The sequence below is a fragment of the Vibrio tapetis subsp. tapetis genome, assembly GCF_900233005.1.
Classification (GTDB): Bacteria; Pseudomonadota; Gammaproteobacteria; order Enterobacterales; family Vibrionaceae; genus Vibrio; species Vibrio tapetis.
In genome coordinates this window covers 1334156-1348105 of the sequence record NZ_LT960611.1, presented here as the reverse complement: position 1 = coordinate 1348105, position 13950 = coordinate 1334156, and the positions used below count along the sequence as shown (strand labels likewise).

The following is a 13950-nucleotide window of genomic DNA, read 5'->3' as shown; positions in this document are numbered from 1 at the left end:
TTTGGCCTATAACAATAAATGCTTCAAAGGAGCTGAGTGAGCAAGCCCGTGAAAGATAGAAAGTCAAGACCTGTTAATTTAGATTTACAGACCGTTCACTTTCCTATTACTGCTATTGCATCAATCCTGCATCGAGTTGCAGGTGTGATCACGTTTGTAGCAATAGGAATTTTGCTGTGGTTGTTGTCCGTATCGTTGTCGTCCCCCCTTGGTTTTAAACAAGCTTATGATTTAGTCGATGGTTTCTTTGTCACCTTTATTTTATGGGGCATTCTAACTGCATTGGCATATCACATTGTTGGTGGCCTACGCCATCTCGCAATGGACCTTGGTTATTTTGAAGAACTCGAATCAGGAGCGATGAGCGCGAAAGTCTCGTTTATCATTACTGGTGTACTGTCTCTTCTTGCGGGGATACTAGTATGGTAAAGAATATTTCATCCTTCGGACGTAATGGCGTACACGATTTCTTACTTATTCGTGCGAGTGCCATCGTTCTTACGCTTTATACCTTTTATATTGTGGGCTTCTGTGCCTTTAACGATATTACCTACCACTCTTGGACTGCTTTTTTTGCTGGCACGTTTACCAAGGTGTTTACCATGGTTTCACTTGTGTGTGTGCTAATTCACGCATGGATTGGACTATGGCAGGTATTGACTGACTACATTAAACCTGCGGCTCTCCGCGGTGGATTACAGTTGGCGATTGTCGTTGTATTGTTTGGCTACTTTTTCTCTGGCCTATTTGTATTGTGGGGTGCGTAAGTGACTATTCCTGTTCGTGAATTCGATGCCGTGGTAATCGGCGCTGGTGGTGCGGGTATGCGCGCTGCCCTTCAAATTTCTGAGCAAGGCCTTAGCTGTGCCTTGTTATCTAAAGTATTTCCAACCCGTTCTCATACTGTGTCCGCTCAAGGGGGCATTACTGTTGCTCTTGGTAATGCGCACGAAGATCATTGGGAACAACACATGTACGACACGGTGAAAGGTTCTGATTACATTGGTGATCAAGATGCCATCGAGTACATGTGTAAAAATGGTCCAGAATCGGTAATCGAACTTGAAAAGATGGGGCTGCCATTTTCTCGTTTCGATAACGGAACGATCTACCAACGACCATTCGGTGGCCAATCTAAAAATTTTGGTGGTGAACAAGCGGCGCGTACGGCAGCTGCGGCAGACCGTACAGGTCATGCCTTGCTTCATACGTTGTATCAGCAGAACATCAAACACAAAACGACCATTTTCTCAGAGTGGTACGCGCTTGATTTAGTAAAAAATGAAGACGGGGCGATTCTTGGTACAACAGCACTATGTATGGAAACCGGTGAGGTTTGTTATTTCAAATCGAAAGCCACCATATTAGCGACAGGTGGTGCTGGTCGAATTTACGCTTCTACCACGAATGCGCACATCAATACTGGTGATGGTGTTGGCATGGCAATCCGTGCTGGCGTACCAATGCAAGATATCGAAATGTGGCAATTCCACCCGACAGGCATTGCTGGTGCGGGTGTACTGGTAACAGAAGGTTGTCGTGGTGAAGGTGGTTATCTGCTGAACAAAGACGGCGAACGCTTTATGGAGCGTTATGCACCAAACGCAAAAGATCTTGCAGGCCGTGATGTTGTCGCGCGTTCAATGATGATTGAGATTCGTGAAGGACGTGGCTGTGATGGACCATGGGGCCCACACATCAAACTTAAGCTCGATCATCTAGGTAAAGAGGTACTTGAATCTCGCTTACCTGGCGTATGTGAACTATCTCGTACGTTTGCGCATGTGGATCCTGTAAAAGAGCCGATTCCAGTAATTCCTACTTGTCACTACATGATGGGGGGCGTACCAACTCAAGTCTCCGGTCAAGCGATTAAACAAGACAGCCAAGGTAACGACGTAGAAGTTCATGGTTTGTATGCTTGTGGTGAAATTGCTTCGGTATCGGTTCATGGGGCTAACCGACTAGGTGGTAATTCACTGTTGGATTTAGTGGTATTTGGCCGTGCAACAGGCTTACACCTTGGCGAAACGCTAAAAGCTCAAACGGAAGCTAAACCAGCGACTGAAGATGATATTCAAGCTTCACTGGCTCGTTACAATCGTTGGGAAGACAGCACGGGTGGTGAAGATCCTGTGCAAATTCGTAAAGACCTACAGCAGTGCATGCAAAATAACTTCTCGGTGTTCCGTGAAGGCGATGCAATGGCAAAAGGCTTGGAAGAACTTAAAGTGATTCGTGAGCGACTGAAAAATGCGCACCTTGCAGATAAGTCGACAGAGTTTAATACCCAACGCATTGAGTGTTTAGAGCTAGAAAACTTAATGGAGACGGCTTACGCGACAGCAGTAGCGGCTAACTTTAGAACCGAAAGCCGTGGTGCTCACGCGCGTTTCGATTTCCCAGACCGTGATGACAGCACTTGGTTGTGTCATTCAGTTTACGACCCAGAGACAGAATCTATGTCTAAGCGTGACGTAAACATGGAACCAATCCATCGTGATGCATTTCCGCCTAAAGCACGTGTCTACTAAGGGAGCAATATTATGAAACTGACTTTCTCTCTTTACCGCTATAACCCTGATGCGGATAAAAAGCCTTACATGAAAGATTACACTCTTGAAGTTGAAGAGGGATCAGACATGATGCTACTGGATGCGCTTATCTTGTTGAAAGAGCAAGATCCAACGATCGCATTCCGTCGTTCTTGTCGTGAAGGTGTCTGTGGTTCAGATGGCTTGAACATGAATGGTAAAAATGGCTTGGCGTGTATTACTTCTTTGTCTGACCTAATTGGCAAAGACAAGATTGTTATTCGCCCTTTGCCTGGACTGCCTGTTGTTCGAGATTTGATCGTTGACATGACACAGTTTTACGATAATTACGAAAAAGTGAAACCTTATTTGGTCTCCGATGGCAACGTACCGCCATCGCGTGAAAACCTTCAGCTTCCAGAAGATAGAGCGCATTTAGATGGATTGTATGAATGCATTATGTGTGCATGTTGTACGACGTCGTGCCCTTCATTCTGGTGGAACCCTGATAAATTCATCGGACCAGCTGGTTTACTTGCTGCGTACCGCTGGTTAATTGATAGCCGCGATAGTGCAACAGATGAACGTTTATCTGATCTTGACGATGCATTTAGCGTTTTTCGTTGCCATGGCATCATGAACTGTGTAAGTGTTTGTCCTAAGGGATTAAATCCGACGAAAGCGATAGGTCATATTAAAACGATGTTGATTAATCGTTCTGTGTGATATCAGTCGAAAATGGAATAGAAGTTTGCTGGCTTTCGGGTCAGCAGGATAGATGCTCGGCATAATGTCCGAGCACAAGTGAAACTACTGGTTAAGGGAAAATATGCACAACGGCGTGATGAAGGCATGGCTCGAGTCTTCACACTTGGCTGGCGCCAATGCAACGTACGTAGAGGACCTCTACGAACTGTATCTTAGTGACCCCGACCTGGTAAGTGAGGAGTGGAAACGAGTATTTGAAGGTTTACCTACGCATCCTGAAGATGTAGTGGAGCAGCCTCATTCTCGTGTCCGTGACTACTTCCGTCGATTAGCGAAAGAAACAAAGCATTACAATGTCCAAGTTAGTGATCCTGATGTCGATGCGAAACAAGTAAAAGTTCTACAGCTTATTAATGCTTACCGCTTCCGCGGGCATCAAGCTGCTAATCTAGATCCCCTAGGAATTTGGAAACGCGATCCTGTCGCTGACCTAGATCCTGCCTTTCATAATCTCAATGAAGAAGACTTTGAAGAAACCTTTAATGTAGGTTCTTTTGCTATTGGTCAAGAGACCATGGTGCTAAAAGATCTGCATAAAGCACTTCAACAGACTTATTGTGGCTCTATCGGTGCAGAATACATGCACATGACCAATACAGAACAAAAGCGTTGGATTCAACAGCGTTTGGAGTCGGTATCTGGACAGCCATCATTCAACCGAGAAGAAAAGCAAACTTTCTTAGATGAGCTAACGGCAGCTGAAGGCCTTGAGCGTTATCTTGGTGCGAAATTCCCGGGCGCGAAACGTTTCTCATTGGAAGGTGGTGATGCACTGATTCCAATGACGAAAGAAATGATTCGTCATGCGGGTAGCCAAGGCATGCGTGAAGTTGTCGTGGGCATGGCTCACCGTGGCCGTTTAAACATGTTGGTTAACGTGTTGGGCAAAAAGCCGCAAGATCTCTTTGATGAGTTTGCAGGCAAGCACGATGATACATGGGGAACCGGTGACGTTAAGTACCACCAAGGTTTCTCAGCAGATTTTGCGACACCAGGTAATGATGTTCACCTGGTACTAGCGTTTAACCCTTCACATTTGGAAATCGTAAACCCGGTAGTTATCGGTTCAGTTCGTGCGCGTCAAGATCGTTTAGGCGATAAAGATGGCAACAGCGTTCTTCCTATTACTATTCATGGTGACTCTGCCATCGCTGGCCAAGGCGTGGTACAGGAGACATTCAATATGTCTCAAACCCGAGGTTTCCAAGTTGGCGGTACTGTTCGAATTGTGATTAACAACCAGGTTGGTTTCACTACTTCCAACCCGCGTGATACTCGCTCGACCATGTACTGTACTGATATTGCTAAGATGGTTCAGGCGCCAATTTTCCACGTTAACGCTGACGATCCAGAAGCGGTAGCATTTGTTGCTCGAATTGCTTTGGATTACCGTAATACGTTTAAACGTGATGTGGTGGTCGAGTTGGTTTGTTACCGACGCCATGGACACAACGAAGCTGATGAGCCAAGTGCAACGCAGCCTCTTATGTATCAGAAAATTAAGAAGCACCCTACGCCTCGCAAATTGTACGCGGACGTGTTAATTGACCGAGGCGAGTTCGATATCGAAACCGCTACTCAATTGGTTAATGAATACCGTGATGCGCTTGATCACGGTGAAGTGGTAGTAAAAGAATGGCGTCCTATGCGTCTTCACTCTGTCGATTGGTCTCCATACTTAGATCACGACTGGGATGATGCTTGGGAAAATGAATACGATATTGACCGTCTGAAAGAGCTCGGCCAGCGTATTTGTCAGTACCCAGAAAGCCATAAACTGCAAAGTCGTGTACAAAAACTGTATAACGATCGTGTGGCCATGATGAACGGTGAAAAGGCTGTTGATTGGGGTATGGCAGAAACATTGGCTTACGCAACATTAGTTGATGACGGTAAGCGCATTCGTATTTCAGGCCAAGATTCAGGCCGTGGTACTTTCTTCCACCGTCATGCTGTTCTGCATAATCAATCGGATGCGAGTACCTATGTTCCTCTGACAAACATTCATGATAAACAAGGGCCATTCCAAGTTTATGATTCAGTGTTATCAGAAGCGGCAGTACTGGCATTTGAATATGGTTACGCGACGACAGAGCCTGGAGGCTTAACGCTTTGGGAAGCTCAGTTTGGTGATTTCGCCAACGGTGCCCAAGTAGTTATCGATCAGTTTATTTCATCTGGTGAGCAAAAGTGGGCGCGTTTATGTGGTCTTACTATGCTGCTTCCTCATGGATATGAAGGTCAAGGCCCAGAGCACTCGTCGGCACGTTTAGAGCGCTATTTACAATTGTGTGCTGAACAGAATATGCAGGTTGTTGTTCCATCAACACCGGCTCAGGTTTATCACATGCTCCGTCGTCAAGTTGTGCGTCCAATGCGTCGCCCACTGATTGTAATGTCGCCGAAATCATTGTTACGTCATCCATTGTGTACATCTACGCTTGAAGATTTGTCTCAGGGCACCTTCCTACCAGCTATTCCAGAAGTGGATGAGTTGGATGCAGCTAAAGTGAAACGCGTTGTGTTCTGTGCTGGTAAAGTTTATTACGACCTACTAGAACAACGCCGCAACAATGAACAAGATGATGTTGCTATTGTTCGTATCGAGCAACTATATCCTTTCCCGAAAGATGACGTAGAAGCGGCGATTGCACAATACAGCAATGTTCAAGACTTCGTGTGGTGTCAAGAAGAGCCTCAAAACCAAGGTGCTTGGTATTCAAGTCAACATAACTTCCGTGCAGCTATCCCTGCTGGAACAGACTTGAAATACGCCGGTCGTCCGGCTTCAGCGTCACCTGCGGTTGGCTATATGTCAGTACACTTGAAACAACAGAAAGCGCTGGTTAACGATGCGCTGACTCTAGATTAAGAACTAGAAGAATAAGGACGAAACAGACATGACAATTGAAATTCTGGTTCCAGATTTACCTGAATCTGTCGCAGACGCAACGGTTGCTACTTGGCACAAACAGCCTGGTGATGCGGTAACTCGTGATGAAGTGATCGTTGATATCGAAACAGATAAAGTCGTTTTGGAAGTTCCGGCTTCTGAAGATGGCGTATTGGAAGCGATCGTTGAAGCCGAAGGCGCAACGGTATTAGGACGTCAAGTTATTGGCCGTCTAAAGCCGGGTGCGGTTGCTGGTGAACCAACAGTCGATAAAACTGAAGAGAACGAAGCCTCTCCGGACAAGCGCCATAAAGCGGCACTGACCGAAGAAACCAATGATGCGCTAAGCCCAGCCGTTCGTCGCCTCCTTGGCGAGCATGGCCTTGAAGCAAGTCAGGTTAAAGGTACTGGTGTTGGCGGTCGTATTACTCGAGAAGACATCGAAGCTCACCTAGCTAACGCTAAAAAGGCGGCTTCTACCGCTAAAGCTGAACCTGAAATTGATGTGCCTTCAGCAGCTCGTACACAAAAGCGTGTGCCAATGACTCGTTTGCGTAAACGTGTCGCTGAGCGCTTGCTAGAAGCAAAAAATAGTACGGCAATGCTAACAACGTTTAACGAAGTGAACATGAAGCCAATCATGGAACTTCGTAAACAGTACAAAGACCAATTTGAAGAGCGTCACGGTGCGCGTCTTGGCTTTATGTCTTTTTACGTTAAAGCGGTAACAGAAGCACTAAAACGTTACCCTGAAGTGAATGCATCAATTGATGGTGAAGAAATTGTATACCACAATTACTTCGACATCAGCATGGCTGTATCAACGCCGCGAGGCTTGGTTACTCCAGTCCTAAAAGACTGCGATACGCTTGGATTTGCTGACATTGAAAAAGGCATTAAAGAGCTGGCTGTTAAAGGCCGCGATGGCAAGCTAACGGTTGACGAACTAACAGGTGGCAACTTCACCATTACTAATGGCGGAGTGTTTGGCTCCCTGATGTCAACGCCTATCATTAACCCACCACAAGCAGCAATCTTGGGGATGCATAAAATCCAAGATCGTCCAATGGCGGTTGATGGAAAAGTTGAAATTTTACCAATGATGTACCTAGCACTGTCTTACGATCACCGCCTTGTCGATGGCCGTGAGTCAGTGGGTTTCCTAGTAACAATTAAAGAGTTACTAGAAGATCCAGCACGCCTATTGCTAGACGTGTAATTTAGCCCTTGGGAGCTGGTGAGAATCAGCTCCTAAATTTGAGGTTTGCCTCAACTAAGCTCAACAACCCTACAAGCACAGACATTACAAGTGCCTTCTAAGACCTAGGTCTTGATGTGTACTCAAGTAATGGCTTAATGGAAATAATAAATCCCTTAAGGGATAAACAAATGGAATAGCTCAATGAATTTGCATGAATATCAAGCCAAACAGCTGTTTGCAGAATTCGGTTTACCCGTACCAGAAGGATACGCGTGTGATACTGCGCAAGAAGCTTTTGAAGCTGCTGGCCGTATAAGCACGGAAAAGAAAGTTGTTAAATGTCAGGTTCACGCTGGTGGTCGCGGTAAAGCGGGCGGCGTAGAGCTTCATGACACTAAAGACGGCGTAAAAGAATTTGCGCAAAAGTGGCTAGGCAAAAACCTAGTGACTTACCAAACAGATGCGAACGGTCAACCAGTAACTAAGATCTTGGTTGAAGAAGCATCAAACATTGCTAACGAACTGTACCTAGGTGCGGTAGTTGACCGTGCAACACGTCGTATCGTGTTCATGGCGTCAACAGAAGGCGGTGTGGATATTGAAAAAATTGCTGAAGAAACGCCTGAGTTGATTCATCAAGCTGCGATTGATCCACTTGTTGGCCCTCAGACTTATCAAGGTCGTGAGCTAGCATTCAAATTAGGCCTAGCGGGTGATCAAATTAAGCAGTTTGTTAAGATCTTTATGGGTCTTGGCGACATGTTTGCACAGTACGACCTTGCGCTACTTGAGATTAACCCTCTGGTTATCACCAAAGAAGGCAACCTTCTGTGTTTAGACGGAAAAATCAACATCGACTCAAACGCGATGTACCGTCAGCCTAAGCTTCGTGAAATGCACGATCCATCTCAAGAAGATGAGCGTGAAGCACATGCAGCACAATGGGAACTAAACTACGTCGCACTCGACGGCAGCATTGGTTGCATGGTTAATGGTGCTGGACTTGCGATGGGTACGATGGATATCGTGAACCTACATGGCGGTCAACCTGCAAACTTCCTAGATGTTGGCGGAGGCGCGACGAAAGAGCGTGTAACAGAAGCGTTCAAAATCATTCTTTCTGATGACAATGTTAAAGCCGTTCTAGTGAACATCTTCGGCGGCATTGTTCGTTGTGACTTGATTGCAGACGGCATCATTGGTGCAGTGGAAGAAGTTGGCGTAAAAGTACCGGTTGTCGTTCGTCTAGAAGGCAACAATGCTCCACTTGGTTCGCAAAAACTTGCAGAAAGTGGACTTAACATTATTGCTGCAAACTCTCTAACGGAAGCAGCGGAAAAAGTAGTTGCTGCTGCGGAGGGCAAATAATGTCTGTATTAATTAATAAAGATACCAAAGTAATCTGCCAAGGTTTCACTGGCGGACAAGGTACATTCCACTCAGAGCAAGCGATTGATTACGGAACGCAAATGGTCGGTGGTGTATCACCGGCTAAAGGCGGACAGGTTCATTTGGGCCTACCCGTATTTAACACCGTTCGTGACGCAGTAGAAACAACCGGCGCAACAGCTTCGGTTATTTACGTACCAGCACCATTTTGTAAAGATGCGATCCTTGAAGCCATCGATTCAGGTATCAAGCTGATCGTTACCATTACTGAAGGCATTCCAACGCTTGATCTACTTGACGTTAAAGTACGTCTAGATGAAGCGGGCGTAGTTATGATTGGTCCTAACTGCCCGGGTGTCATTACTCCTGATGAATGTAAGATTGGTATTATGCCTGGTCACATTCATAAGAAGGGTAAAGTTGGTATCGTATCTCGTTCTGGTACGCTAACGTACGAAGCCGTTAAGCAAACAACAGACGAAGGCTTCGGCCAGTCTACTTGTGTTGGTATCGGCGGAGACCCGATTCCTGGTTCTAACTTCATCGATATTTTGAAGCTATTCCAAGAAGATCCGGAAACCGAAGCCATCGTGATGATTGGTGAAATTGGTGGTACTGCTGAAGAAGAAGCAGCGGCTTATATTAAGGCAAACGTTACTAAGCCTGTCGTCTCTTACATTGCGGGTGTTACAGCGCCTCCTGGTAAGCGTATGGGCCATGCTGGTGCGATTATCTCAGGTGGTAAGGGTACTGCTGAAGACAAATTCGCAGCACTTGAAGAAGCTGGCGTTAAAACAGTAAAAAGCTTAGCAGACATTGGTAAAGCGTTACGCGAAATCACTGGCTGGTAAGTAAACTCATACTTACGTCCAAACAAAAATACCGACGATATTAGCGTCGGTATTTTTTTATTCATCGGAAGTCTATCTAGCTGGCTACTTTTTTGAACTGCGCTAGCAAGAATATCGATGCCGCACTGAGTACAACGGAAGGGCCCGCCGGAGTATCAAAATGCCATGAACAATAGAGGCCTGAAATAACAGACGCAACACCAAACATGGAAGCGAGTAATGCCATTTGTTCTGGTGTTTTTGCGAATCTTCTCGCGGCAGCGGCTGGTATTATCATCAATGAGGTGATGAGTAGCGCACCTACAAATTTCATACCCACGGCAATGACAACGCCTACCAATAGCATGAGTACTAAGCGCATAAGCTCAGTGTTTATGCCTTCAATACTCGCTAATTCCTCGTTTACGCTGCTCGACAATAACGGATGCCAAAAGATAAATAACATCGTTAATACAAACGCACCACCTAAGAAAATAAACCATAAATCGTCAGGTGAAACTGCTAGCAAATCACCAAACAAATACCCCATCAGATCCACTCGAACATTGTCAAAGAAGCTGATAGCAACCAAGCCCATAGACAAAGAACTGTGTGCCAAGATCCCGAGTAACGTATCAGTTGCAACGAGTTGTTGCCTTTGCAGAGTCACCAATACGACGGCCAAGCCTATGCAGCAGATGACAAGTGCGAAGTACAGGTTGATATCAAGTAAGAAACCCAGCGATAACCCCAGTAAAGAAGCGTGCGCTAAAGTGTCGCCAAAATAGGCCATTTTACGCCAGACAACAAACGAACCCAAAGGGCCTGTGATCAAAGCAATTGCAATCCCTGCAAGTATGGAAGGGAGCAGAAAATCAATCATGTTTGCAATGTCCGTGTTTATGGTTGTGGCAGTCGAGGGCCTCGCCTAAAACGGGCTGGCCTGCTAAGTCATGATGGTGTTCATGGCTATGCTCGTAAAACGCAATTGATTCGTGGGAGCGTTGGCCGAACATCGCGATATAAGATGGGTGCTTACTGACCATTTCAGGAGCCCCTGAACAGCAAATATGGTGCTGCAAACATACTACGTGATCGGTTTTTGCCATGACTAAGTGCAAGTCATGGGAAATCATTAATATGGCACAGTTAAAGCGATGACGTAGATGATCAATTAGTTCATAAAGATCGATTTGCCCCTGCACGTCGACACCTTGAGCGGGTTCGTCTAAAACAAGTAGTTCAGGTCGATGCAATAATGCCCGAGCGAGCAGAACCCGTTGAGTTTCTCCGCCGGAAAGCATGTGCATATTATGTTCATTTAAATGGCCAGCGCCGACAAGGCGAAGTGCGTCTAAACGTTCTTGTTGGCTGTATTTTCCTGCTAGCTTTAAAAATCTTTCAACACTCAAAGGAAGTGTATCATTAAGGCGAAGTTTTTGAGGGACGTAACCTATCTTCGGTTTACCATCTAAAGTCAGTGTGCCCGTAAACTGCTTATTTAGGCCGAGAATAACCTTTACTAACGTCGACTTACCCGCGCCATTTGGGCCAATCAAAGTGGTTATTTGGCCTTTATAGAGTTCAAGGTCAATGTTGGAAAGAGCGGTGTTGCCACCAAATTTAACATTAATAGATTTTAAAGAGACGAGCGGTTTCATTGTAAACCTGTGTTGCATTGTTGATATGTTATAAAGTAACATTCATGCCTAAGTTAACCAAGTAACTTTGATCTAGAGGAAAAAATGTCACGTTTATCACTATTACTTATCGCTTTGAGTGCTGTTCCAGCAGTCTCTCACGCGACAAACGTATTGAGTTCGGTCAAGCCAATTCAACTCATTGCGAATGAAATTACAGAAGGCGTGACTCAGTCTGATGTTTTAATGTCCACCAATACTTCGCCGCATGATTATGCCTTAAAACCATCAGATGTAAAAAAACTTCGTTCAGCTGATTTGGTTATTTGGGTTGGCCCGGATCTAGAAACCTTTTTACAAGGCGTATTAGTTGAACACAAAGGTTCACTAAATCTGAGTGAACATGAGAGCATAACTTTTAGAAAATATGGTGGCTGTGGTTGCGGTAATCACAAGGATTCTCATGAAGGACATGACCATGACTCTCATGAAGGACATGACCATGACTCTCATGAAGGACATGACCATGACTCTCACGAAGGGCATGACCATGACTCTCACGAAGGGCATGACCATGACTCTCACGAAGGGCATGACCATGACTCTCACGAAGGGCATGACCATGATTCTCACGAAGGACATGACCATGACTCTCACAAAGCGGATGAGCATGATGCACATGAAGGACATGAAGGACATGATCATGGCGATCATAGCCACGCTGCAGGCTCTCGTGATCCGCATGTTTGGTTAGGGCCAAAGCAAGCTGAACAGATTGCAGCAGTGATTGCTAGCAAGTTGTCTGAAATTGATCCTGAGAATGCTGCAGTCTACAAAGATAACTTAGCGAAGTTTAAAATAAACCTTTCTGCAACAACTGCGGAGTTGCAGTCTAGTTTTGAATCGGTGAAAGACAAAGGTTATTTTGTATTCCATGATGCTTACGGATATTACGAAAACTATTTTGGTTTAAATAACTTAGGTCACTTTACTGTCAGTCCTGAGCGTAAGCCTGGCGCAAAAACCTTGAACAAAATTCGTAAAAAGCTTGAATCTAATGCGGCACATTGCGTATTCTCAGAGCCACAATTTACCCCTGCAGTGGTGAAGTCTGTGACTCGTGGTACAGATGTTAATCGTGGTGAGTTAGATCCTCTAGCGATAGATATCACTGTTCAGTCGGGTGCATACTTTGACTTCTTGAAGTCACTTGGTTCCCAATTCGAGACATGTTTATCTGAATGAAAAATATCCAGAACGCTGCCAGTTCATGGCAGCGCTTCCCTAAAAAACATCGCCTATCTATCTTAAGCTTGGCGACGTTAACGATGGTCGCCCTTTTGTGGCGACCTTCGAGTATTGAAATTGCTTCGGATTCGCGAAAGCCCGTTGACATGTCAACGACGCAGCGTTCGGTACTTGGCGACCAAAATAGCGAGCCTTTAGGGGAGCAAATAGACTCTAATTCACCTGAGTTTTCAGCACCGAAAGATGAGTTAGAGCAAGAAATTAGTTCCGCGCAGCAAACCCATCGACACGTTATTGCCAAAAATGAGCTGCTAGGCAGTATTTTTGAGCAGTACGGTTTGACTCAAAATGACATGTACTCTCTGATAGCAGCCAATCGTTCGATTGAGCGAATCAATCCTGGAATGACATTAGAGTGGTCGCTTGGAGAAGGCGGAAAAATTACCGAATTAAAGCTCGAACGTAATGTAAAAGATGCTGATCTCTATACGTGGGAAGACGGCCGTTATCATTACGAAAGAGTTGAAACCCAAGGCGAGATGCAGCCAGTTTTGCTTCATGGGCGGATAACAGATAGTTTTTATAATGCAGCGCGATCTGCCGGTTTATCGGAAGGTCAGATCATTACCATTGCGAAAGCGATGCAATGGAAGTTTGATCTAGGTCGACAAGCGAAAAAGGGTGATCGTTTTGCCGTTCAATTAGAGCGTGAGTTTATTGACGGCAAAGCAGTAGGGCGCGGTGAGATTAAGGCATTGCTTTATCAAAGTGGCAGTCGAGAATACGCGGCGATCCAATATCAAGATGGTAATTTTTATGATGAGAAAGGCCAAAGTCTAGCGAGAGCATTTGATCGTTTGCCGACCTCTAAAAGATACCGCATCAGCTCTCCGTTTAACCCTAACCGTAAACACCCGGTAACAGGTCGTATTGCTCCCCATAATGGTACAGATTTCGCCACCCCGATTGGTACACCTATTTATGCGACGGGTGATGGCGTGGTCGTTAAAGCTCAAAAACATGCTTTAGCTGGCAATTACGTGGTGATCAAGCATGGACGAGAGTACATGACGAGGTTCTTACACCTACACCGTATTCTAGTTAAAAAGGGCGATACCGTTACACGTGGTCAAAAAATTGCACTTAGTGGTAATACCGGACGCTCTACGGGACCACACCTTCACTATGAGTTGATTAAGAACTCACGCCCTGTTAACGCGATGAAAGTTCCCCTCCCACAGGCGTCGCCAGTTCCAAGTAATCAGCGTACTCGCTTTGTGGCTACAGCAGAAAGTGTTCTTTCAAGTTTACGTGACCAAATCTAAATAAATTTAAGGCGTATCTCAATACGCCTTTTTTATTGGCTGCATTTCGTATATTTTTTGAAGATAATTTTTATTAAAAAATAATCAAGCAAACGCATTGTTTGTTCTTTTGCTGCCATAGG

The 13950-nt window shown here is 45.3% G+C and carries 12 protein-coding genes; 10 read left to right on the top strand and 2 right to left on the bottom strand.

The annotated features are described in order from the left end of the window. Positions 1-36: 36 nt before the first annotated feature. From sdhC to sucD, 8 genes are all read left to right on the top strand, one after another. A complete protein-coding gene (gene sdhC, locus VTAP4600_RS05930; protein ID WP_102521951.1) occupies positions 37-429 on the top strand; it encodes a succinate dehydrogenase cytochrome b556 subunit in 393 nt (130 codons plus the stop codon). After that, positions 423-767: a succinate dehydrogenase, hydrophobic membrane anchor protein gene (gene sdhD, locus VTAP4600_RS05925; protein WP_102521950.1), complete on the top strand. Its 345-nt coding sequence runs from the start codon at positions 423-425 to the stop codon at positions 765-767. The genes sdhC and sdhD overlap by 7 nt, the downstream gene beginning before the upstream one ends. Continuing rightward, entirely contained in the window at positions 768-2534 is a 1767-nt protein-coding gene (sdhA, locus tag VTAP4600_RS05920) for a succinate dehydrogenase flavoprotein subunit (protein ID WP_102521949.1), read from the top strand. A 12-nt stretch (positions 2535-2546) separates the two neighbouring features. Then, the gene (locus VTAP4600_RS05915) at positions 2547-3260 is read left to right on the top strand and encodes a succinate dehydrogenase iron-sulfur subunit (RefSeq protein ID WP_102521948.1); all 714 of its coding nucleotides are present in this window, start codon (positions 2547-2549) and stop codon (positions 3258-3260) included. 103 nt (positions 3261-3363) lie between these two features. Beyond that, positions 3364-6174, top strand: coding sequence for a 2-oxoglutarate dehydrogenase E1 component (gene sucA, locus VTAP4600_RS05910; protein WP_102521947.1), 2811 nt, complete (start codon positions 3364-3366; stop codon positions 6172-6174). Between the two features lie 28 nt (positions 6175-6202). After that, entirely contained in the window at positions 6203-7414 is a 1212-nt protein-coding gene (odhB, locus tag VTAP4600_RS05905; RefSeq protein WP_102521946.1) for a 2-oxoglutarate dehydrogenase complex dihydrolipoyllysine-residue succinyltransferase, read from the top strand. Between the two features lie 183 nt (positions 7415-7597). Next, entirely contained in the window at positions 7598-8764 is a 1167-nt protein-coding gene (gene sucC, locus VTAP4600_RS05900) for an ADP-forming succinate--CoA ligase subunit beta (RefSeq protein ID WP_102521945.1), read from the top strand. Continuing rightward, positions 8764-9636, top strand: coding sequence for a succinate--CoA ligase subunit alpha (sucD, locus tag VTAP4600_RS05895; protein ID WP_102521944.1), 873 nt, complete (start codon positions 8764-8766; stop codon positions 9634-9636). The genes sucC and sucD overlap by 1 nt, the downstream gene beginning before the upstream one ends. 76 nt (positions 9637-9712) lie before the next feature. Here sucD and znuB read toward each other — a convergent pair whose 3' ends face one another. Beyond that, the gene (znuB, locus tag VTAP4600_RS05890) at positions 9713-10498 is read right to left on the bottom strand and encodes a zinc ABC transporter permease subunit ZnuB (RefSeq protein WP_102521943.1); all 786 of its coding nucleotides are present in this window, start codon (positions 10496-10498) and stop codon (positions 9713-9715) included. After that, complete coding sequence (znuC, locus tag VTAP4600_RS05885) at positions 10491-11276, bottom strand: zinc ABC transporter ATP-binding protein ZnuC (RefSeq protein ID WP_102521942.1); 786 nt, start codon at positions 11274-11276, stop codon at positions 10491-10493. The genes znuB and znuC overlap by 8 nt, the downstream gene beginning before the upstream one ends. A gap of 84 nt (positions 11277-11360) precedes the next feature. Here znuC and znuA point away from each other — a divergent pair, with 84 nt between their 5' ends. Together znuA and mepM are read left to right on the top strand one after the other, a co-directional pair. Further along, entirely contained in the window at positions 11361-12500 is a 1140-nt protein-coding gene (znuA, locus tag VTAP4600_RS05880) for a zinc ABC transporter substrate-binding protein ZnuA (protein WP_102521941.1), read from the top strand. Next, a complete protein-coding gene (gene mepM / locus VTAP4600_RS05875) occupies positions 12497-13828 on the top strand; it encodes a murein DD-endopeptidase MepM (RefSeq protein WP_102521940.1) in 1332 nt (443 codons plus the stop codon). The genes znuA and mepM overlap by 4 nt, the downstream gene beginning before the upstream one ends. Positions 13829-13950 lie beyond the last annotated feature (122 nt).